Origin of the sequence: Polynucleobacter necessarius, assembly GCF_900095215.1 — a bacterium.
GTDB classification, from domain to species: Bacteria; Pseudomonadota; Gammaproteobacteria; order Burkholderiales; family Burkholderiaceae; genus Polynucleobacter; species Polynucleobacter necessarius_H.
In genome coordinates, this window is sequence record NZ_LT606949.1 from 317940 (window position 1) to 337655 (window position 19716).

Consider the following 19716-nt stretch of genomic DNA (forward strand, 5'->3'; position numbering starts at 1 on the left):
ACTCAATTGGATTTGCGCCTAACCAATCATCCATACCGAGCCAAACCAGGCTGGCCAGAGGTAATAGAGAAAGGGAAAAGATAGATGCCTTCAGAAAAGTCATAAGACATCTTAGAGGATTTTTCCAAGCTGATCCATGCTTCAGTAAGTTGGCGACAAACAGCTTTTAATAATTACTGATTACTGGCAAATCGATACTTAGCTTGCCAAACATTGAGCACTAGCGATGAATATGTATCCGTTCCCAGGCTACCATTATACCTAACAAGACCTCTTCCGACATCATTTTTCTCTACATCAAGATAGTGGCGCAAAATAATGCACCCATATCTTAGGTTGGTTTGCACATCAAATAGAGAGTCTTTCTCAGAGCCAATCAAATCCTTCCAAAATGGCATTACCTGCATTAAGCCTGATGCCACACAGCAATACCAGGATATCTCTTTGACTAATCGCCAAGAGTTGCGTCAAAAATTTAACGGCGGCACATCGATCAATTCGTTTAAAGATGTTACTCATGCCATTGGTTGGATTAGCCAGCCATCTTATTTGCTACGCAACAAAATTCCAGATGATCGTAAGCGTCGAGAGTTGTTAAGAATGATTCATTATGAGGCGACGCGATATCAGTTAGACCCAGATTGAGTATTGGCGTTAATTGAGGTGGAGAGCGGTTTTAATCGTTTTGCGCTATCGCACGTGGGGGCAGCCAACCCCAGTCAAGGGAATAGCCATACAGGGATGATTAAAGTAAAGGCTTTCATGATCCGTATGTGCCGGTAACAACCTGCCCCATCTTAAAGATAGGTAAATACATAGCGACCAAGATAAAATCAATGACGCCGCCCAAAAAGCAAATCATGAGGGGCTCCATCATTTGTGAAAGCTTTTCAACTGTGGAATCAAATTCTTCTTCAAAGTAGCTGCTAATCGTTTCCAGCATCTTAGTCATGTTACCGGTTTGCTCCCCTACGGAAATGAGTTGCGAAAATGTTGGTGGAAAGATAGCAATCTCACTTAATAGCTTAGAGAGGGGTTCGCCAGAAAAAAACACCTCTCTTAGCGGACTGAATTGCATCTTTAATCACTTCATTCTTGGAAGATTCAGCCGTAATGTCTAACGCTTCGATTACTGGCACACCGGCTCCAGAGAGGTTTCCATACACCATGGCTATTTGAGCGAGAGTGGAATTGAGAATCATCTCTCCAATCAAAGGCAGCTTTAACAGATAAGCATGCCACTTGTGTCGAAAGGCTAAATTCTTTTGCACAGCCTGCCGCAATAGGTAGACCGCCAGAATAATGAGTACTAGCCATCATAGGGGTCGCGCAAGAAATTACTAATACTCATAATAAAGAGTGCATGTGCAGGCAGCTCAGAACCAACGCTGCCAAACATTTCCGCAAAGACAGGCACCACAAATATCATCATGATGCCAACCACTACCGTAGCAACCATCAACAAGATTGCCGGATATAACATCGCGGATTGAATGCTTTTGCGAATCTTAATCGTCTTCCGACTACTGAGAACTAGCTTATCCAGAAAAATATCCAAGAGGCCACTAGACTCGCCAGCCTTCACCATATTGACATAGATAGCATTAAAAATATCTGGATGCTTTACGAAGGATTGGGACAGGCTTGATCCCGACTCCACATCAACATAGATCTGATTCACAGTCTCTTGAAGCGCGGAATTTTCGACTTGATCTATCACCATGGCTAGAGAAGGCAAGATGGAAAGTCCCGAACGGAGCATAGTCGCCATCTTTTTGGTCGAGATCATGATTTGGATCAGCTTGACCTTCTTCTTTAACTTGAAAAGCTCTTTCCAATTTCTGCGCTCTTTGACTTCTTTTTCAGCCTCGCGCAACTTTTTAATCAGTTGCGTAATGATGATGCCGTCAATCTTTAATTTATGAGCAGCTTCATCTCGAGTCAGCGCATTGACTGTGCCAGAGACATACTGCGTATTGCGCATACCCTTCCAATCAAAATCAGGCATAGCTATCCTCAGTTAAATACCAGATTGTTCTAGTACTCCTCTATAGTCAAAATACCGTCGAGCACCATTTGCCTGCCGATTGACTGCATCGGACGAAATTCATCTTCTTCCGCGATCTTCTTGAGACTTCTTCTATCCTCAGAAACAATCGCTGCACGCATTGCTTCTGAAATTTTCAGTACTTCATAGATGTCTTGTCGACCTTTGTATCCCGTGTGATTGCATTTTTCACAACCAGCACCGTGATAAGGCTTGGCTGATTTAGCGTCTTCAGCACTAAAGCCCAAGTGCAGCAAAATGGCTTCGTGATTGCCCGCATGCTCCTGCTTACAAGCCGGACAAATGCGCCTTGCCAACCTCTGTGCAATCACCAATGTCAAAGCTGCGCCAATTAAGTAGCCTGGAATGCCCATATTGATTAAGCGTACTACCGTACTCACAGAATCATGCGCATGGAGTGTAGACAGCACAAGGTGGCCCGTTAGCGCGGCTTTAATGGAAATATCCGCCGTCTCTTTATCGCGAATCTCACCAACCAAAATAATTTCTGGATCTTGGCGCAAGAATGAACGTAATGCCGAAGCAAAAGTGAGGCCAATGTCATCCCGAATCTGAACCTGCCATACTCCATCAATCGTACATTCCACCGGGTCTTCCGCAGTCAAAATATTGACGCCCGGCTTATTTAGGCGCTTTAATGCGCCGTATAAGGTGATCGATTTACCAGATCCAGTAGGGCCGGTAACCAACACCATGATCGGCACTTTTTGTAAACGCTCAATAAAACTGCCGATAACTTGATCGTTAGAAGCATCACCTTTGATCATCAAACTATTTGGGCTACTAAATTCAATATTAGTAAACCAAACGCCACCAGGAACTACCTGATTTACAGCGCTGAGCAGTTGATAGTTTGATGCCTGATTTGATTTAAATTTTTTGCTGGCATCTAGCATTTGCGAATATTTAGACTTTTGTGCCTTTAGTGCGGCCAATGAAGCTTCTTTCAGCTGCACTTGCTTTTCAATTTGTACGGCTTTTTGGTATTGATTGGATAAAGTATTGTTAAAGAAATGCTGATATAAAAAAGTGCCGACGATAAAGACGGCCACAACCAATGCGCTGGCAATCATGCCGACTTTGGATAAGATTTTTTTTACGCTCAATCTGCTTGACTACATCACGATTAGGTAACAAGTTGACGTTATTGACGCCAGTAACGTACTTGTAATATCCAAAAATATCAACCTTACGTACCGCCAGGCCCACTGCCGAGGTAAAGCAGAGACATTTGGCTCCGAGTCAATCACCTCATTGAGGTTGCTTGGAATCTGGAGATCTGCCAGTGGATAAAAGAGATCGATGTGGTAGCCATCAAGCACTTTACGCATTTGTTGAAGCAGCTCTGATTTATCCCGAATAGGCGAAACCAATAAAACTTGATCGATCAGTTTTGTTACCCAGTTTGATTTCATATGCTCTGAAGGCCTGCAAAACTTGACCGGCAAAACGATCATACAAACGATCACCCTGCGCGCCCTCTAATTCACCAGACTCAATTAATAGCCTGTCAGCCTCAGAGATATAGATGTCATAGATAAAGGGGGTGTCATCCGCAACGATCAACACATAGTTTTCATTTGGGCCAAACTCAATTAAGGCTGTCGTGCTCTGGTTTTTATCTTTTTGAGCCTTTAACGCATTGCGGATTGCAAAGCAACGCACGTCTACTACTACTGGATTTAAGCCAGCTCTTGTGGCAATTTGGACGTATTGATTGATTTCTGAAAGCTTGGAAGCCACAAAAAGCAGCTCCATCGTATTTTCAGCAGTATTGCGACGAATTACCTGCCAGAATATAGAGTACTCTTCGAGCTTTTCCTCTCACTGAAGAATATTGTTCCAAAGTGAATCATATTGAATCGCGCTTTCAATTTCCTCATCACTCATGAGCGCTCCTAAAAGCATTTATTGATGCCTTAAGCAAATACTACATCAAGCAAGAGGATGTGGTGTGGGTAGACATTAATCCCAATTTCATCCGAGTTGCGCAATTGAGCGAGAACTCGGATGGTTGGTTATTGGAGAAGATGGGTTATCAGCAGGTATCTGATAACGCATCATTTGATGACATTCGCGACTCTCAAGATGACTATGTTCAGAAACTTAGAGGGTTAATTCTGAGTGCGAATTTGGAAACTGCAAACGCCGCTATTTCTATTCCGATTACCAGCGCCATTGTTCGTACGGTCACGATGCCGCTTGAAATGAATTTTTCATAATCTAATTGGCGCGTTTAATAAACCCGCTTCTCTCTCCAAGATTTGTACTGCACTTTGCCAGCTGGAGTCGCCTTACTGGAGGTCAGCTTGATAATGCTCTCGCGTCCACTAGGCGCCCCTGTTATGTTGGGGACGTTTCTCAGCCCAACATAAATATTGCCCTTGCCATCAACCACAGGAGTTGTAGCTAAGCCTGGTCCGATAGCACCGCCAGCGCCACCACTCTCACAGATATCGGTAACTTCAATTAATTGGCTGGATCCATATATATAGGGCAATCCTTTGCTTCTGGCTGATAGGCCGAGAAATAGACATACTTGCTATAGACAGTAGCTCTGCCAACAATTTTTTGATAATCCGCGCCAACAATATTGGTTCTATCAAAGACGTTGGCATACCACGATGTGTTCGCCGGGCACTTTAAGTGTTTACCAATATTGGTAAACATGACAGGGCTTGAGACCGTCTGATTGGAGATACTCAAATTCGCACCTGGAAATGCAGTGTCAGATACTCCATAAATTCGATTGTTGATTGTGTGGGATCGACGTTGAATTCGAATTAAATCCCCAGTACCAAAATAATTGAATAGTGGATATTTTTTATTTGTGCTATCGGTAGCATCCTCAACAATAGTCGTGCCCAACTGATTGAATCCCATACGATCATTGGCTAGTGTGGCCTCACTACGGAATGATTGATAGAGTGTAAATAAATTAGGCTTTCTGGAAGACAATAGATCAGGTTGACTCAAATTAAACTTCCACAACTTGTCTTGCAAGTCAGTGAAATAAGCTAAACCTCCGTAATAATTCGCAAATGAAGTTCCATCCCCATTGACTACAGTTAAATGCGCTGTTACTCCGTTGGGAATATTGGAGTTTGGATCGTCTGTTAATGGAGCCTTAACAATGACATGACCGCCAGTAGAACCAATAACTCCATTACCAGTAGCGCCGCAATTAGCGGTTGTTATTGCTAAATTCGCCTCTAAGTCAATGACATAAACATAGCCGCCAAATGAACTGCTAGAGCCAGTGCCGGTAACTGATGCCCCACCAGAATAGCCACCACAAAAGCAGCCACCCAACGCTGCTCAGTTCCATATGGCATCAACATAATTACCGGCCTAGACCAAGCACCACCTAATTTAGAGCAATCAAAATCATTGCAAGAAGCAATATAAGTAAAAGTAGACTTTTCACCTGCCGCATTCCAGTAGTTAATCACTTTATTGGCCACATCATTGTTTACAGTAAACAAATGTGTCGGCGTATCGGGATTGGTGACATCAAGTGCGTAGTAGCTGTTACCACCCCATACAAGACCGCCCATCAAAACCGTTTTCCAGATGCCTCCTGTAAATATGTCTTTCACAGTAATAGGGCCATCAACAGAAAAGATGCTGTTACTTGTGCCACCGCCAGGACCAACCCCATTTGTGCCAATCATATTTCTCAGGATTGGCATTACAGACGGAGGAATAAAAGCCCATCGTTCATTTAAATCAGTATCGAATGCACGTAACATGCCATCATTTGCGCCTACATAAATTTGAGATCTGCGATCTTTGTTTTCGGTAATAAACGCGTCGTAACTGTTATTAAAACGATAGTAAGCCTCAGATTTGGAAAAATGATCTTTATCGTTGATAGATAAGGCATTTGGAGCACCAACCATCACCATCTCAGAATGGTAGGTAGGCCGGGTCATAACCCATTGAATAGGTTGTGGCACCGACACTGGCCATATCTTTAGCCAGCTTTGTCTGGGCATTAGCCTCACCCATCGGACCGCTTGCGCCATAGTAAATGTAAAACGTTGCGGATTCATTACAAGCAAGATCGCCAAATTGGAAGTCAAAAGATGAGCCTGTTTGTCCATGCAATCCGGTGTAGTCAGTATTTAAAGATGCTGAATCATGAGGGACGCAAGCAAGAAATGGATTGGCGTGTTTATTATCTTCGCCGCCATTATCACAATAGCTCCAAATCTTTGGATAGTAACTACAGAGATAGGAAGACTGAACACCAACGGAATTAACATAGGCATCCGTCATATTCTCAATGACATCCCAATCCATAGTCCGACAATAGCGAACTCTCAATGACATCCCAATCCATAGTCCGACAATAGCGAACATCCCTGAGAGTTCCAACGGAAATATTCGTCATTGTCACCAAGACCTGAAATAAAGTTTTGTTGGTTGCCCCCGTGGTGGGTCCGTATATATGACTCACCTGTAGCATGGGAATACCAGAGCGGTCATTAATAGTAGCAACAGACTGAACACTCGTGGTGTCAACGGTGAAACTTTTTACCGTCATAGTTGTTTTAGATGTAGCGGTGCCGCTACCTATTTGTTGACTGACCGATGCCAAGGCTTCAAGGCCGGTGTTATCTAGTGCGCCGGCCGACCAAGACTCCCATTGACCACCCTGGCTAGTTGAGTCATACCATCCCTGAGGGTAGATTCCAATAACTACACCCTTAGAATCTTTTTTAGGGGCACCCTCCAAGTCATAGGAAATACCAACAGAACCAGCATTCACGCCACTAATTTTTGTGCGCTTATCTGCCATGAGCGTCTGATTCTGGGAATTGGTTGCAGCAGTACCGCAGCCATCACCAGTATTGAGATTGCCCGCACGATTGATACCCAGCATAATGGTCTGCTCGGACTGAACGAGGGAATTGTGAATAATTCCGAAGCTGCCCGGAGCGCATTGAGCGTTTGCAATGGATGGCAAGGCCAGCAGCAATATGAGATAAGCCAAGATTCTCATAAGATGTGCCTACGGAGTGAACCGCAAGACCACCTCCAAAGCTGATTTGCTTGATGCCGCAACACCATTGGCAACACTACCTGTGGTTGAAATCAAAACATCGTAGGTAAATGTTCTTGTGCTGTATCCATTCACGGTACCGATTTCGCCACCAATATTGTCTATTGGTCGCGCATTCACAAGACTCACCGCGCAATCTAAATAGGATGCGCGCTTGACCCATTAAACTGTTTTGCCTAATAGAGCACCTCCTGGTAACTTCAATAGGTTTTCTGGTTTATTTAATATGGCAATATTCAGCCAGCTACGCCCTTCGGATGAGGAACGCCAATCAATCGCATCATCAACACAAGCCTCACCCGCCTCAATGGACAAAGATTTATCAGATACCGCCGAAACCAAATCGCTTTGAACCGACGCAATGTATGCAATCAATCCCATTGCAGTAATCACCAGCAAGAGAATGAGTGTAGTTACCATCGCAATGCCCGATTGCGCGGGAAAGTGAACGATTGGCTGATTGCAGACGAGAGATGAGTTAGGGTGCCAAGGAGACATTTCTGGCCCTCTCTAAAAACGTCAACGACTTCTTAACCTGATAATTTGATCCTTCAATTTTTTTAGTAGAAATCAGAGACAGTTTCACCTGAATCGCCTGAGGTTGATCTTTAAAGATTCCTGCAGTTTTCAGGCTTTTTTCTCTACCAAAAAAGCATCCACACCGCCCAGCAATGGCTCACCAGTATCGACACAAGTCTGAGTTTGTACACAATTTAGTAGGTCAGAACCGCAACTCTGCTTTGCTCTCAACAAACGATTGCTAACACCGTATGCCTTAAGGCAATAACGCACAGACTGCCTATCCCAATTTCTAGCCGTATCCAGTTCGTCATAAATCAAAGTTACTTGATCCGCATTGCTACCGGTTATTTGAATTGGAGAATTTGGATGGATTCTGTCGACCACGATTTTTTTGACGGGATCCCAATAAGCGGTAAATCCAGCCATGCGCATATCAGATCGCATTAAATCAATTGCTCTTAAGGCATTACGATCAAGATTCGTCTTGGATAAAAGGGCTTGCTGTTGAGCGGAAAAAATGTGTAGGCGGCATAGGTGCCGTTCAATACGATTGAAGTAACTGCAATAGCCACTAGCATCTCAACTAAGATGTATCCCTGAGAGTTGAGGCTCATATCGCCCTCATCTTTCTACTACAGAAGGTGTTTACCGACCCATTCCCAGTATTTAAGGTGACTTCAATGGTGAGATTTCCAAGAACATCCTTACGTACATCGACTTGACATTTATCCAGCGTACTTTTTAAATCAAATGGCCCAATATTTTGGACAAGGTCATTGCACCAGTCATATCGGAAATCAACGTATGGAGGTGTATTAGAAAATTGACTGCAAGTAATCAAACTACCGCTATATTTATCGGAAGAGGTAAAATGGATTTAAGTGATCAGATAGAGCTCGCTGTGATTCCGAGGCAATTGTCTGCAGAATGCGATCCCCCATCAGGTTGAGATACATTCTCTGCTCAGTGCGCGAAATGGCAATCTGAGCATAGTTGTATAAAAAATATAGGCTGCTAAAGCCAATCGAAAAGATCGCCATAGCAACAAGGGACTCCACCAAAGTAAAGCCAGCCGTAGAATTCAAACCCTGATTTGGAGAAACAGTGATCGGTAGCATTAATCCAGCTCCTTGCACTGACTACGATCGCCGCCAATACACTTATATTTCTCTATAAATCCCGTAGTGGGATTGACCAAGATTTGATAAGAGCCTAATTTTTGTTTGTTACTAATAGGCTCAATGAGTAGCTCTATCCGACCTGCGACACCTTTAAGGGAAGATTGTCCAGATGATAGGAATACCCCCTCATTACCAGTACACAGAGGGGAGTTAATCTTTGTGCGTCCCGATCAAATATTAAAAGCCGGGTCTGCTTGCTTTGGATCTTCAACAACCGCTGCACTTGGGGTGGATGGAAGGCTGAAGTCGCTCTGAGATTTATTAAATATCTGATAAGACAACGCATTTCCATTGCCAATGGTTTGGCAACTTAAAACTGCGGTGCCATTTAAGACTCGTGCCCGAATCTTTAAATATTCAACCTTAGATAAGGCAGCATAAAAATCAGCCTCAAGAGCCTGGCGTTGACGCCAATCGCCAAGGCTAGGCGACACCAAGGAAGTCACAATCATCAAAATTTCTATGACTACGATGACTTCGAGAAAGGTTACGCCGTGTTGATTCATAATGGGTCAATCTGCCCCGCTTGCTCTAATTGCTGCAGTGACGCTTCCATGGTGATCCTTCCCTCGCCGCGAGCCATTTGCATCACGCTTGGTATTTGAAATACTTTGTTCTCACGTATCAGATTGCGCACCGCTGGATTGCAGGTCATCACTTCGAATGCGCCGATACGACCTACCCCACCTTTTTTGCTAAGCAAGCGCTGGGTCATCACCAGACGAAGTGATTGTGATAACTGCGCCCTCACCTGGTCTTGTTGTTGAAATGGAAAAACGTCGATGATTCGGTTAATCGTGTTTGGATCGCCACCGGTATTCAGGGTTTCGAATACTAAGTGTCCAGTTTCAGCAGCGGTTAGGGCAAGCCGAATAGTTTCTAGATCGCGTAACTCACCCACCAGAATGACATCGGGATCTTCCCGTAAGGAAGCTCTTAGCGCAGATGAAAAAGAGAGGGTATCGCGTGCAACCTCTCTTTGTGAAATTACACTCTTTTGACTGCGATGTACGAACTCAATTGGGTCCTCGATCGTCATAATGTGACCAGGACGCTGCCGATTAATACGATCAATCATTGCCGCCAGCGTCGTTGACTTGCCTGAACCTGTCGGGCATGTAACTAATATCAAACCATTTTCAAGCTCAATCACATCGCGAGCAACAGCCGGTAATCCCAAAGAATCAAAGCTCGGAATTTGCGTTTCAATCTTTCGCATCACCGCCGCCAAACCGCGGGCCGTTTTAAATAAGTTCACACGGAAGCGATACTCACCCGACTCCACCGCCAAGTCAGCATCAAAGCATTCCATAAACTTCAGACGCTGCTCTTGTGTCAGCCAATTCTTAATGAATGAATCAAAATCGACTTGGGTAACGATGTCAGCCGCGAACGTATGAATATCACCATCAACCCGTATCGCCACAGGCTCATTGACGTGCAAATGCAGGTCCGAAATCTTGTAATCTGTAACGTAGTGCAGGGCTTTATCGATGATTTCCATAGCAGTATCTGGAGTAAATGGTTATAAGTGGCTGACAACAAAGCCGAGCCCTGATAAAAGCAAGAATGGTCCAAACGGAAATGCTTGATTGAGAGTGAGACCTTCGCGTTTCACAATTGATGCCAGACCAATCACCAACGAGCCGATAATGCTGGCATCACATAGGATAGGCACAATATTGATCCACTCAGTCCATACGCCCAATGCAGCCAATAACTTGAAATCTCCCCCGCCAAATCCATCGATAGCTTACTCGAATGTGGGGGATTGCACCCCCAGGGCTTTGTGGAGTTTGGTTGAGGTGGTGGTGTATTGGAGTGGAATTTGCTTTTCTGGGTTCAGGTATTCGGCTGCGGCAAAGGCGGCTAGGGCTGCCTCATGAAAGCCAGACAGAATCAATTTTTTCTTGCCTGGATAGACAGTGATATCGCCAACCGCATAAATTCCAGGGGTGCTGGTTTGGAATTTTTCGGTATCCACGCAAATTTGTTTGCGATCGATATCTAGACCCCATGCAGCAATGGGGCTCAATTTAGGTGAAAGTCCAAAAAAGACTAAAAGATCATCCAACGCAATCTTTTTGGTGTCGCCATCAATATTGGTCAAAGCGACTTCCGCAAGTCGGCCTTCATGTTCTTCATATCCAGTCAATTGACCAATCAGTAGCTCCATTTTTTGATTGGTGCAAAGTTCGCGCATCCGTACAATGGATTTTGGTGCTGCCTTGAAATCATCGCGACGATGAATCAAGGTAACGCTAGCAGCGATTTCAGATAAATGGATTGCCCAATCTAGGGCGGCATCACCACCTCCACAAATCACAATTTTTTTACCTGCAAATTGCTCAGGATATTTAACGTGATAGAAAAGCTGTTTGCCAATGAAGCGATCAATGCCCTCAAGATTCAGAGTGCGCGGTTGAAAGGCGCCAACGCCTGCGGCAATAAAGACGGTCTTACTGAGGAAGTGTTTGTCTTGCGAGGTGCTCATTAGAAAGAGGCCATCTGCTTGACGTTCTAGCTTGGTGACCTCTTGGCCAAGATGAAATTGCGGGGCGAAGGGCTCAATTTGCTTGAGTAAATTATTGGTCAGTTCGCGGCCAGTGCAAACAGGAATAGCGGGGATATCGTAAATCGGTTTGTCTGGATAAAGCTCAATACATTGACCACCCACCTCTGGCAGAGAGTCAATGACATGAGCTTTAATTTCTAGAAGGCCTAATTCAAAGACCTGAAATAGCCCAACAGGACCGGCGCCAATGATGATCGCATCGGTTTGTGTGGGTAAGTGCGACACGAATTCTTTGGCTAGAAAATTACTTTACTAGCTGATCAAGTTTGTTTTTAACGTCTTTCCATTCTTCCGCATCTGGAAGAGCTACCTTAGACTTGGTAATAGATGTCCAAGCAGGGGAGAGGTCGGCATTGAGCTTGATGAACGCCTGTTGATCAGCGGGAACATCATCCTCGGCGTAAATGGCATTTACTGGGCACTCCGGAACGCAAACCGCACAGTCAATGCATTCATCCGGATCGATCACTAAGAAGTTAGGACCTTCGCGAAAGCAATCAACTGGGCAAACATCAACGCAGTCAGTGTATTTGCAGCGGATACAGGCTTCGGTAACAACGTAAGTCATGGTGATTGTGTTTCAAGAGCCCCAAAAGCTGGGTGCTAAGTTATAAAAGCTCAATTTTAGCCGAAATAGCCTATTTTTCAGGCAAAAGTAGCAATTTACTTGTTGTAAAGTTCCCCTTATGAATACATCGCCCAATACTTCAGCAAATCAGCAAAAACCCAAAATTTTGGTGGCAAGAGCCATTTTCCCGGAGGCTTTAGCCAAGTTGGAAGAGTCTTTTGAAGTCCGATCAAACCAAGAAGACCGCATTTTTAGTTCTGACGAGTTGCAAAAAGAACTCTCAGAAGTTGTGGGGGCATTAGTTGCTGGCAGCGAAAGAATTGATGCCAACGCATTGGCTAAAGCGAAAGATTTGAAAATCGTTGCCAATATTTCTGTCGGTTATAACAATTTTGATGTTCCAGCAATTACCGCCGCTGGAGTGATGGCGACCAATACGCCAGATGTACTTACAGACACGACTACAGACTTTGGTTTTGCGTTGCTCATGGCAACCGCTAGACGTATTACAGAATCAGAGCATTGGGTACGTCCGGGTCATTGGGATAAATGGTCGATTGTGAATACTCCCCTAGGCCTGGATTGGCATCACAGTACCGTAGGCATTATTGGTATGGGTCGAATTGGTCAAGGTATTGCTAAACGCGCTTTGGGTTTTGGAATGAATGTGATTTATCACAATCGCAGTCATCTATCTGATGCTGATGAAAAAGCCTGCGGTGCCAAGTATGTTTCTAAAGAAGAATTACTACGCACTGCCGACCATGTGGTCCTGGTATTGCCCTATAGCGCCGAGAGCCATCATACGATTGGTGCTAAAGAAATCGCGCTCATGAAACCGACGGCAACCCTGATCAATATTGCCCGTGGCGGTATTATTGATGATGCAGCCCTGGCCCAAGCTCTTAAGGAGAAGAAGATCTTTGCTGCTGGCTTGGATGTATTTGAGGGTGAGCCAAAAGTGCATCCCGACTTATTAAAGTTGAGCAATGTTGTGCTGGCTCCTCACATTGCTAGTGCCACAGAAAAAACACGTAGGGCGATGGTAGATCTCGCCATTGAAAACTTACGCGCAGCTTTAGATAATAAAAAGCCACGTAGCCTCATTAAGGCAGAAGTCTATAAAGCTTAGTAAAGTGGTTAAAAATAAAGCCGAGTAATGACTCGGCTTGATTGATTGAAGTGAATCTTCGAAGATTTACTTTTTATTCGGCGTCAATTTCTTCTGGAAGTTCGCGCAACGCTAATTCAATCCCGCCGAACTTGCCTGCAACCCAGTTATAAACTTTGCACGCAATCCACAATAAACCAAAGCCTAATAAAGCATTGAGAATGAGTGCGGACAGCACGGTAAATCCGGGGATGGCGCCGTCACGAATGAACGCTACAAATAAGGCCAACAAGACAATCGGCACTGAGAAGCAGAGGTAAACCAAAACCAAGGTTTTGGCGGTATGCATTGGGTCGAGAAAGACGAGTTCTTTTTTGCTAAGTTTCATAATGACGCAATCTTAAAGCAGTCCATCAAAAAGCGCTATATCTACCCAGTCTCCGGCGGCAATATTTCCTTGTTCGCGACCTAGGATGACAAAGCAATTTGCCTCGCTCATAGAGCGCAAAATTCCAGTACCTTGACTGCCAGTGAGCTTGACTGTGGGCTTGCCGTCGGCGTCTCGCCCCAAGATGACCCGCTGAACCTCGGTGCGACCTGGTTTTTTCTGAATGGGTGCCTCAGCAATGGCTTGAGTTAGTCGCGGCTCAGTTTGATTGGCGCCGTTGAGCTGGAAAATGGCGGGGCGGACGAATTGATAGAAAGTCACCATAACCGCGACAGGATTTCCTGGTAGACCAAAGAAAAGTGTTGTGCGAGCGGGGGATTTTCCAGATACAGGCTTGAGGACGCCAAAGGCCATGGGGCGCCCGGAACGCATGGCGATTTTCCAGAAGCCCATGTCGCCCAGCTCTTGCATGATCTGTTTGGTGAAATCAGTCTCACCAACAGAAACTCCTCCAGAGGAGATCAAGACATCCGCTTTACTCGCTGCTTCAATAAATGCGTTCTTTAAGGAGGCGGGATCATCGCGCACAATGCCGCAATCCAAAACTTCTAGGTTAATTCGATTGAGTAATCCTGTGAGGCTATAGCGATTGCTATCGTAAATGCTGCCAGCGTCTAAAGATTGGTCTAGTGAACGTAATTCATCACCAGAAGAAAAAATGGCCACCTTGAGCTTTCTTTTTTTACCTGAACTGATGCGATGCCAAGAGATGCTGCTAGACCTAAGTCAGAGGGGCGAAGTAGTCGTCCAGCAGCGATGGCGGGTTTGTCTTGTTGAAGATCTTCACCGCGCAACCGCCTGTTCTCGCCAGGCTTTACTTGATCCCGATTAAATTCAATGGTGAGCTCATCTTTTGCGCTCGTGAACTCCTGTGGAATGACAGTATCTCAACCTGCTGGCATCACTGCGCCCGTCATAAGCTTGAGGCATTCGCCAGAGCCAACTCTACACCTTCATAAGGTTTGCCAGCACAAGCTGTACCAATAATGCTTAGTGAAATGCTCGCGTTATTGGTGTTGAGGTATTTGCCATCAAAGGCAAAACTATCCATGGCTGAGTTATCGGCTGCCTGGACATTAATTGGTGCAAGCAGGTCTACGGCTAAGATTCGATTAATTGCTTGATCCAGAGAAATCGTTTCGATATCAGCGGGGTCATTAATTTCTCTAGATTCTTGAATCAGATCTTTTACCAAAGCTGCTATTGCTTTGCGTGCGTCATCCACGTGCAGTGAAGAAGTGAGCAGAATAGGTTGATTTGGCGAGTGACTCATACAGATTCTGCTTCTAGTGTTTTGAGTTCTTCAGGAGTATTTACATTGGCAAATGCTTGGTGATCGTCAAAAACCACTGTACTGCTTCGCAATTCTTTAAACCAGCGATCAATTTTGAGATCTCCTTTTTGGAGAAATTGATTTAACGAGTTCTGCAGATTACTGCGCATCAAGCGGAAAACAGGTTGTGCCCAGACTTTGCCATCCGCCTCTTTGCTGTAGGCGTAAATCAATTCAAAGTCATCGCGCTCCATTTCAGCAAGTAAATCATCTGCCAGGGCATTGGGAAGCAAGGGCGAGTCGCAAGGTGTGGTGAGTAGGTAAGGAGTCTTGCAAGCCTTTAAGCCAACCGAAAATCCCGCCAACGGCCCAGAAAAGTCGGGCGTCTCATCCATGACGACAGGGTAACCGTAGCCCGCATACTTTGTAATATTGCGATTGGCATTAATCACGATGGTTTGCACTTGTGGTTTCAGTTTTGCAATAGCCGACTCGATTAGCGGTTTGCCATGCAAAGAAATTAATCCTTTATCAATCCCACTCATGCGTTGCGCGCGTCCGCCAGCCAGTATCAGTCCGGTAATATCTTTGTTAGAAATCATTAGCCACCAATATAGGACATTTCAACCTTGCGGTTGGCAGATGATGTGTGCGCAGTATTAGAGTCTCTAATTTCAGAGTAGTGATCTTCACGGGTTGTCCAAGTATTCATCACGGCGTTAGCGATTTCTAAATCTGTTTTATCAGAGCGCAAGAGTGTTTTGAACTCAAAACCCTTGTTAGCAAAGAGGCCGAGATACATTTGGCCATCAGTGGAGATGCGGGCCCTAGTGCATTCGTGACAGAAGGTTTGGGTAACGCTGGAGATGACGCCAATTTCACCGGACCCATCTACGTAACACCAACGCTGCGCGACTTCACCGGCGTAGTTTGCTTCAATGGGCTCCAGGGGGAATTCTTTGTTAATTCTGGCAATCACTTCTTTTGATGGAAGAACTTGTTCCATATTCCAGCCATTAGAACTGCCAACATCCATGAATTCGATAAAGCGCAGAATGATGCCGCTGCCCTTAAAGTGTTTTGCCATCGCAACGATATCATGATCATTGGTGTCTTTTTTAACAACCATATTTACTTTGATATTTTCAAAGCCAACTTCTTGAGCTGCTTTGATTCCGTCCAGAACATCACTTACCGGAAAATCGACATCATTCATTTTCTTGAAGATGGCGTCATCCAAGCCATCAAGACTGACAGTCAATCTTTGTAAGCCAGCTGCTTTTAGTGCGGCTGCTTTCTTGCGCAAAATGCTGCCATTGGTAGTGAGAGTGAGGTCTAGCGGCTTGCTATTGGATGTCTGAATCTTTGCCAGCATCTCTATGAGCACCTCTAAATGCTTACGCAATAAAGGTTCGCCACCGGTGAGTCTAACTTTTTCGACGCCTAAGGTAGCGAAGATCGTAGTAAGTCGAGTGATTTCTTCAACACTCAGTGTAATTCGTTATGTGCAAGATACGGATAGTTTTGGTCGCAAACTTCTTTTGGCATGCAATACGTGCAGCGGAAGTTGCAGCGGTCTGTTACGGAGATGCGTAAGTCGCGCAGGGTTCTGCCGAGAGTATCTTTGGTGTGGCCATGAGGTGTGACTATCTGCGTGCCAATAGTTGGCATCAGGCCTCTGCCTTCATCGATTCAGATGGGGATTACTTTTTCAATCATGTTCTCAATTATGGCTGTGACACGGGGTTTCTGCTAAACCGCCAAATATCCTTGTGGGATAAATGGCAGTCTGGAGAAAAAGCTTTAGATGGCTTAAACCGTTTTTTCTTGGCCGCCGGTTTCAATTAAAACCATTGGGCCTTCAGGAAGACTGGCTGCAGGCTTAGGCGCTCCGCCTAAGTTATGTGCAACAGGCTCAGCCTGAATTTGGCTTTGCGCTTCCGCATGTTTAGAGGAGTCAGTTGCAACCCAGATCATGCCTGCTGATTGCAAAACGCTGTGCAACGGAGTTTCTTCAAGCGCTTGGAAAGCTACTGTAGGAAGTTCTGGTGCCGGCTTGCTAATCACTTCAACGGTTGCAGCTACCACTGCAGATACAGGTTCTGAAGTTTGATTGGCTGGTGCTGATGCGGGAGCAGTGTTTTGCGCAGGGCGATTGGATTGACGTGGAGCACGTGGTGCGCGTTCTTGTCTTTCTTGGTTTTCAGTCACAGGCTTAGCATTTCCAAAGCTATTTACAATGTTCTGAATTGGCATGCTTTCAGATGCGCCACCCATTCCTACAGGAGGGCCTGCAAAAGGACTTGCCGAGGGAGTCGCTACAACAGTTGCATTACTGGTTTCACCATTGTTTTCAGTACGCTCACCACGTTGACCACGACCACGACCACGACGCTCTTCGCCATCTGCGCCACTAGTAGTTGCTTCGTTGCCAGGGGCCGCTTCAGTAGCTGGAGTTACAGCTGCTGCGTTAGCTTGGTTGCGATTGCCTTCTTGACGCTCAGGTTTAGGACCGTTCTGATTGCGATTGCCGTTGCGGTTATTGCGATTGCCGTTGCGATTGTTATTGCCACCTTCTGTAGCTATGCCTTCCGCTGTATTTGCTGCTGGACGCTCGGCACGATCTCCGTTGCGTTCACCGCGACGATTACGACCGCGATTGCGATCGCCACCCTTGCCGTTACGACCTTGGTTGCGACCACGGTTATTGCTTGGCGCTGGCTTCTCTTCGACCGCTGGAGATGAGGAGAAGAGTTTTTTGATAAATCCGAAAAAGCCGCCTGAGGTTTCTGCTTTCACTTTATCTGTGCGAGCAGGACGTGGTTGGCTAATAGGCGCAGGTTGTGTTGGGGTGATCCCCTTCACGGCAGCTTCAGGGCGCACGTTAACTTCAGCATCCTTTTTGCTTACTGTGGTGTCTGTCTCGAGTTCACGTGCAGCTTCTTCTGCCATCACGTAGCTAGCTTTTTGGTCGTCAAGACGGGGATCGTCATGACGCAAACGCTCTAATTTGTAATGTGGAGTTTCTAGATGCTTGTTTGGAACCATCAAGACGTTGACTTTGAAGCGCGTCTCAATTTTGATTACTTCAGCGCGTTTTTCATTCAGGAGGAACGCAGCGACTTCAACTGGTACCTGAGTATGAATCGCAGCTGTATTTTCCTTCATTGCCTCTTCTTGGATGATGCGTAGAACTTGCAATGCGGAAGATTCAGTATCGCGAATATGGCCAGTACCATTACAGCGTGGGCAGGTTACATGGCTGCCTTCAGATAGCGCGGGACGCAAGCGTTGGCGTGACATTTCCATCAAACCAAACTTGGAAATCTTGCCCATTTGTACGCGCGCACGGTCGTGACGCAGAGCATCGCGTAAGCGATTCTCAACATCCTTCTGTGCCTTACTGGACTCCATATCAATGAAGTCAATCACAATCAAACCACCTAAGTCACGTAAACGTGCTTGACGGGCGATTTCATCGGCAGCTTCTAAGTTGGTGCGAGTAGCAGTTTCTTCAATATCAGAGCCACGGGTTGCGCGTGCGGAGTTCACGTCCACAGAAACCAAAGCTTCGGTGTGATCGATCACGATAGCGCCACCAGATGGCAGTGGCACGGTACGTGAGTACGCAGTTTCAATTTGATGCTCAATCTGAAAGCGTGAGAACAAGGGTACGTCATCCTGGTAGCGCTTCACGCGTGGCAAGTTGTCTGGCATAACGACAGACATAAATGCGGCAGCTTGTTCGTAGATGTCATCGGTATCGATGAGGATCTCACCAATATCCGGCTGGAAGTAATCACGAATCGCGCGAATGACCAAGCTAGATTCAAGGTAAATCAATAGTGGTGCAGAGTTTCCTTTTGCGGCTTCATCAATTGCTTTCCACAATTGCATCAGGTAGCTTAAGTCCCATTGCAACTCAGTGGCATCGCGACCAATACCAGCAGTGCGAGCAATGATGCTCATACCATCAGGCACTTCTAACTGAGACATCGCTTCACGGAGTTCTTGACGGTCTTCGCCATCAATGCGACGAGAAACGCCGCCTCCACGTGGGTTATTTGGCATTAATACCAAATAACGACCTGCCAAGGAGACAAAGGAGGTAAGGGCGGCGCCTTTTTGGCCGCGCTCTTCCTTTTCTACTTGAACAATGATTTCTTGACCTTCGCGCAGAACATCTTTAATGGAGGCATTGCGGACGTCGATACCCTCTTTAAAGTAACTGCGGGCAACTTCCTTGCATGGCAAGAAGCCATGACGCTCTTCGCCGTAATTGACAAAGCAGGCCTCAAGGGAAGGTTCAATGCGTGTAATGACACCTTTGTAAATGTTGCCTTTGCGTTGTTCACGGCCGGCAGCTTCGATATCGATATCTATGAGTTTTTGACCATCAACGATGGCAACTCGCAACTCTTCTTGTTGGGTTGCATTAAACAACATGCGTTTCATAACACTCTCCTATGGGGGAGGGCGGAGTAAGCGCGCTGCGTTAGGGGACAAGTTCAATACCGCTTAGGACGAGTCCTAAGGTGGTTTGTGAGTGTGGATCATGCAAGTCTAAGCACTTTTTGCTTAGTTCACCCAGTTAACGTGTGGTTAAATCGGTGACACACTTGACGATCGCCGCAGAGATCTCCTTTAGGTCATCAATGCAGGCGCGCGCCTGAAAACTGTCTTCTAATCGCGGGTATCGGCATACGGCACACCAACCCTGCGCCTCATTACAACGGGGGAGGGGCAACCCCGGGAGTCTATTCAAAAAGGGCGACTCCAAGCTCCACGATTCAAACCTGACTTCAGGTTGGGATCTAGCCAATAAATTGGCTAGAGCGTTGATTATACGGCACAAGTTGCGTGACAATGGGGTATTGTTGAGCCCCTTGTCATCCCCTATCG

General features: G+C 45.7%; 29 protein-coding genes and 2 pseudogenes. 3 read left to right on the plus strand and 28 right to left on the minus strand.

Annotated features, from left to right (window positions below; all coding sequences use genetic code 11):
* Window positions 1-173 precede the first annotated feature (173 nt).
* Window positions 174-407 carry a lytic transglycosylase domain-containing protein gene (locus DXE35_RS01830; RefSeq protein WP_114689361.1) on the minus strand — a complete coding sequence of 78 codons (234 nt, stop codon included), beginning with the start codon at window positions 405-407 and terminating at the stop codon, window positions 174-176.
* Window positions 408-444: 37 nt separating this feature from the next.
* Between DXE35_RS01830 and DXE35_RS01835 the strand changes: the two genes are divergently transcribed.
* Complete coding sequence (locus tag DXE35_RS01835; RefSeq protein WP_114689362.1) at window positions 445-645, plus strand: hypothetical protein; 201 nt, start codon at window positions 445-447, stop codon at window positions 643-645.
* A gap of 115 nt (window positions 646-760) precedes the next feature.
* On the opposite strand, the gene DXE35_RS01840 is transcribed toward DXE35_RS01835, so the two are convergent.
* The 5 genes and pseudogenes from DXE35_RS01840 to pilM form a co-directional block, all read right to left on the minus strand.
* Window positions 761-1054 carry a type II secretion system F family protein gene (locus tag DXE35_RS01840; protein WP_162784935.1) on the minus strand — a complete coding sequence of 98 codons (294 nt, stop codon included), beginning with the start codon at window positions 1052-1054 and terminating at the stop codon, window positions 761-763.
* Window positions 1026-1271 (minus strand): hypothetical protein, encoded by a 246-nt coding sequence (locus DXE35_RS09195; protein WP_162784936.1) that lies wholly within the window; start codon window positions 1269-1271, stop codon window positions 1026-1028. The genes DXE35_RS01840 and DXE35_RS09195 overlap by 29 nt, the downstream gene beginning before the upstream one ends.
* Window positions 1272-1309: 38 nt before the next feature.
* A complete protein-coding gene (locus DXE35_RS01845) occupies window positions 1310-2008 on the minus strand; it encodes a type II secretion system F family protein (protein WP_114689364.1) in 699 nt (232 codons plus the stop codon).
* 29 nt (window positions 2009-2037) lie between these two features.
* Window positions 2038-3174, minus strand: a complete 1137-nt coding sequence (locus tag DXE35_RS01850) for an ATPase, T2SS/T4P/T4SS family (protein ID WP_162784937.1) — start codon at window positions 3172-3174, stop codon at window positions 2038-2040.
* Window positions 3175-3418: 244 nt separating this feature from the next.
* Window positions 3419-3871, minus strand: a pseudogene (gene pilM, locus DXE35_RS01855) (pilus assembly protein PilM); the annotation flags it as partial.
* Window positions 3872-4017: 146 nt separating this feature from the next.
* Between pilM and DXE35_RS01860 the strand changes: the two are divergent.
* Window positions 4018-4290: a type IV pilus biogenesis protein PilM gene (locus DXE35_RS01860; protein ID WP_114689367.1), complete on the plus strand. Its 273-nt coding sequence runs from the start codon at window positions 4018-4020 to the stop codon at window positions 4288-4290.
* Between the two features lie 14 nt (window positions 4291-4304).
* Here DXE35_RS01860 and DXE35_RS01865 read toward each other — a convergent pair whose 3' ends face one another.
* The 15 genes from DXE35_RS01865 to fdxA form a co-directional block, all read right to left on the minus strand.
* A complete protein-coding gene (locus DXE35_RS01865; protein WP_114689368.1) occupies window positions 4305-4568 on the minus strand; it encodes a hypothetical protein in 264 nt (87 codons plus the stop codon).
* The gene (locus DXE35_RS01870; protein ID WP_114689369.1) at window positions 4538-5380 is read right to left on the minus strand and encodes a pilus assembly protein; all 843 of its coding nucleotides are present in this window, start codon (window positions 5378-5380) and stop codon (window positions 4538-4540) included. The genes DXE35_RS01865 and DXE35_RS01870 overlap by 31 nt, the downstream gene beginning before the upstream one ends.
* On the minus strand, window positions 5281-6003 hold the full coding sequence (locus tag DXE35_RS01875) for a PilC/PilY family type IV pilus protein (RefSeq protein ID WP_162784938.1): 723 nt from the start codon (window positions 6001-6003) through the stop codon (window positions 5281-5283). The genes DXE35_RS01870 and DXE35_RS01875 overlap by 100 nt, the downstream gene beginning before the upstream one ends.
* On the minus strand, window positions 5978-6349 hold the full coding sequence (locus DXE35_RS09200) for a hypothetical protein (protein ID WP_162784939.1): 372 nt from the start codon (window positions 6347-6349) through the stop codon (window positions 5978-5980). Before DXE35_RS09200 ends, DXE35_RS01875 begins: the two co-directional genes overlap by 26 nt.
* A 4-nt stretch (window positions 6350-6353) precedes the next feature.
* On the minus strand, window positions 6354-7076 hold the full coding sequence (locus DXE35_RS01880; protein ID WP_114689371.1) for a hypothetical protein: 723 nt from the start codon (window positions 7074-7076) through the stop codon (window positions 6354-6356).
* Between the two features lie 9 nt (window positions 7077-7085).
* The gene (locus DXE35_RS09205; protein ID WP_162784940.1) at window positions 7086-7265 is read right to left on the minus strand and encodes a hypothetical protein; all 180 of its coding nucleotides are present in this window, start codon (window positions 7263-7265) and stop codon (window positions 7086-7088) included.
* 33 nt (window positions 7266-7298) lie between these two features.
* Window positions 7299-7634: a hypothetical protein gene (locus DXE35_RS01885; protein WP_114689372.1), complete on the minus strand. Its 336-nt coding sequence runs from the start codon at window positions 7632-7634 to the stop codon at window positions 7299-7301.
* 129 nt (window positions 7635-7763) lie between these two features.
* Window positions 7764-8102, minus strand: a complete 339-nt coding sequence (locus tag DXE35_RS01890) for a hypothetical protein (protein WP_114689373.1) — start codon at window positions 8100-8102, stop codon at window positions 7764-7766.
* Between the two features lie 14 nt (window positions 8103-8116).
* The gene (locus tag DXE35_RS01895) at window positions 8117-8272 is read right to left on the minus strand and encodes a prepilin-type N-terminal cleavage/methylation domain-containing protein (RefSeq protein ID WP_114689374.1); all 156 of its coding nucleotides are present in this window, start codon (window positions 8270-8272) and stop codon (window positions 8117-8119) included.
* A 240-nt stretch (window positions 8273-8512) separates the two neighbouring features.
* Complete coding sequence (locus tag DXE35_RS11295) at window positions 8513-8776, minus strand: PulJ/GspJ family protein (RefSeq protein WP_114689375.1); 264 nt, start codon at window positions 8774-8776, stop codon at window positions 8513-8515.
* 233 nt (window positions 8777-9009) lie between these two features.
* Window positions 9010-9345, minus strand: a complete 336-nt coding sequence (locus DXE35_RS01905) for a pilus assembly FimT family protein (RefSeq protein ID WP_114689376.1) — start codon at window positions 9343-9345, stop codon at window positions 9010-9012.
* The gene (locus tag DXE35_RS01910; RefSeq protein WP_114689377.1) at window positions 9342-10343 is read right to left on the minus strand and encodes a type IV pilus twitching motility protein PilT; all 1002 of its coding nucleotides are present in this window, start codon (window positions 10341-10343) and stop codon (window positions 9342-9344) included. The genes DXE35_RS01905 and DXE35_RS01910 overlap by 4 nt, the downstream gene beginning before the upstream one ends.
* 21 nt (window positions 10344-10364) lie before the next feature.
* Window positions 10365-10589: a prepilin peptidase gene (locus DXE35_RS01915; RefSeq protein WP_114689378.1), complete on the minus strand. Its 225-nt coding sequence runs from the start codon at window positions 10587-10589 to the stop codon at window positions 10365-10367.
* Window positions 10590-10592: 3 nt separating this feature from the next.
* Complete coding sequence (locus DXE35_RS01920; protein ID WP_114689379.1) at window positions 10593-11639, minus strand: NAD(P)/FAD-dependent oxidoreductase; 1047 nt, start codon at window positions 11637-11639, stop codon at window positions 10593-10595.
* 19 nt (window positions 11640-11658) lie between these two features.
* Window positions 11659-11982, minus strand: a complete 324-nt coding sequence (gene fdxA, locus DXE35_RS01925) for a ferredoxin FdxA (RefSeq protein ID WP_114689380.1) — start codon at window positions 11980-11982, stop codon at window positions 11659-11661.
* 118 nt (window positions 11983-12100) lie between these two features.
* Here fdxA and DXE35_RS01930 point away from each other — a divergent pair, with 118 nt between their 5' ends.
* A complete protein-coding gene (locus tag DXE35_RS01930) occupies window positions 12101-13114 on the plus strand; it encodes a 2-hydroxyacid dehydrogenase (RefSeq protein ID WP_114689381.1) in 1014 nt (337 codons plus the stop codon).
* A 73-nt stretch (window positions 13115-13187) separates the two neighbouring features.
* On the opposite strand, the gene DXE35_RS01935 is transcribed toward DXE35_RS01930, so the two are convergent.
* The 7 genes and pseudogenes from DXE35_RS01935 to DXE35_RS01955 all read right to left on the minus strand — a co-directional run bounded on the left by DXE35_RS01935 (window position 13188) and on the right by DXE35_RS01955 (window position 19269).
* On the minus strand, window positions 13188-13481 hold the full coding sequence (locus tag DXE35_RS01935) for a hypothetical protein (protein WP_072583151.1): 294 nt from the start codon (window positions 13479-13481) through the stop codon (window positions 13188-13190).
* Between the two features lie 12 nt (window positions 13482-13493).
* Window positions 13494-14207: a molybdopterin molybdotransferase MoeA gene (locus tag DXE35_RS10060; RefSeq protein WP_231969927.1), complete on the minus strand. Its 714-nt coding sequence runs from the start codon at window positions 14205-14207 to the stop codon at window positions 13494-13496.
* Complete coding sequence (locus tag DXE35_RS10885) at window positions 14168-14419, minus strand: hypothetical protein (protein ID WP_331851950.1); 252 nt, start codon at window positions 14417-14419, stop codon at window positions 14168-14170. The genes DXE35_RS10060 and DXE35_RS10885 overlap by 40 nt, the downstream gene beginning before the upstream one ends.
* A 35-nt stretch (window positions 14420-14454) precedes the next feature.
* Entirely contained in the window at window positions 14455-14814 is a 360-nt protein-coding gene (locus DXE35_RS10890; RefSeq protein ID WP_269459847.1) for a hypothetical protein, read from the minus strand.
* Complete coding sequence (mobA, locus tag DXE35_RS01945; protein ID WP_114689382.1) at window positions 14811-15416, minus strand: molybdenum cofactor guanylyltransferase MobA; 606 nt, start codon at window positions 15414-15416, stop codon at window positions 14811-14813. Before mobA ends, DXE35_RS10890 begins: the two co-directional genes overlap by 4 nt.
* Window positions 15416-16485: pseudogene (moaA, locus tag DXE35_RS01950) on the minus strand (GTP 3',8-cyclase MoaA). Before moaA ends, mobA begins: the two are co-directional and overlap by 1 nt.
* A 141-nt stretch (window positions 16486-16626) precedes the next feature.
* Window positions 16627-19269, minus strand: a complete 2643-nt coding sequence (locus DXE35_RS01955) for a ribonuclease E/G (RefSeq protein ID WP_114689383.1) — start codon at window positions 19267-19269, stop codon at window positions 16627-16629.
* Window positions 19270-19716: the final 447 nt, after the last annotated feature.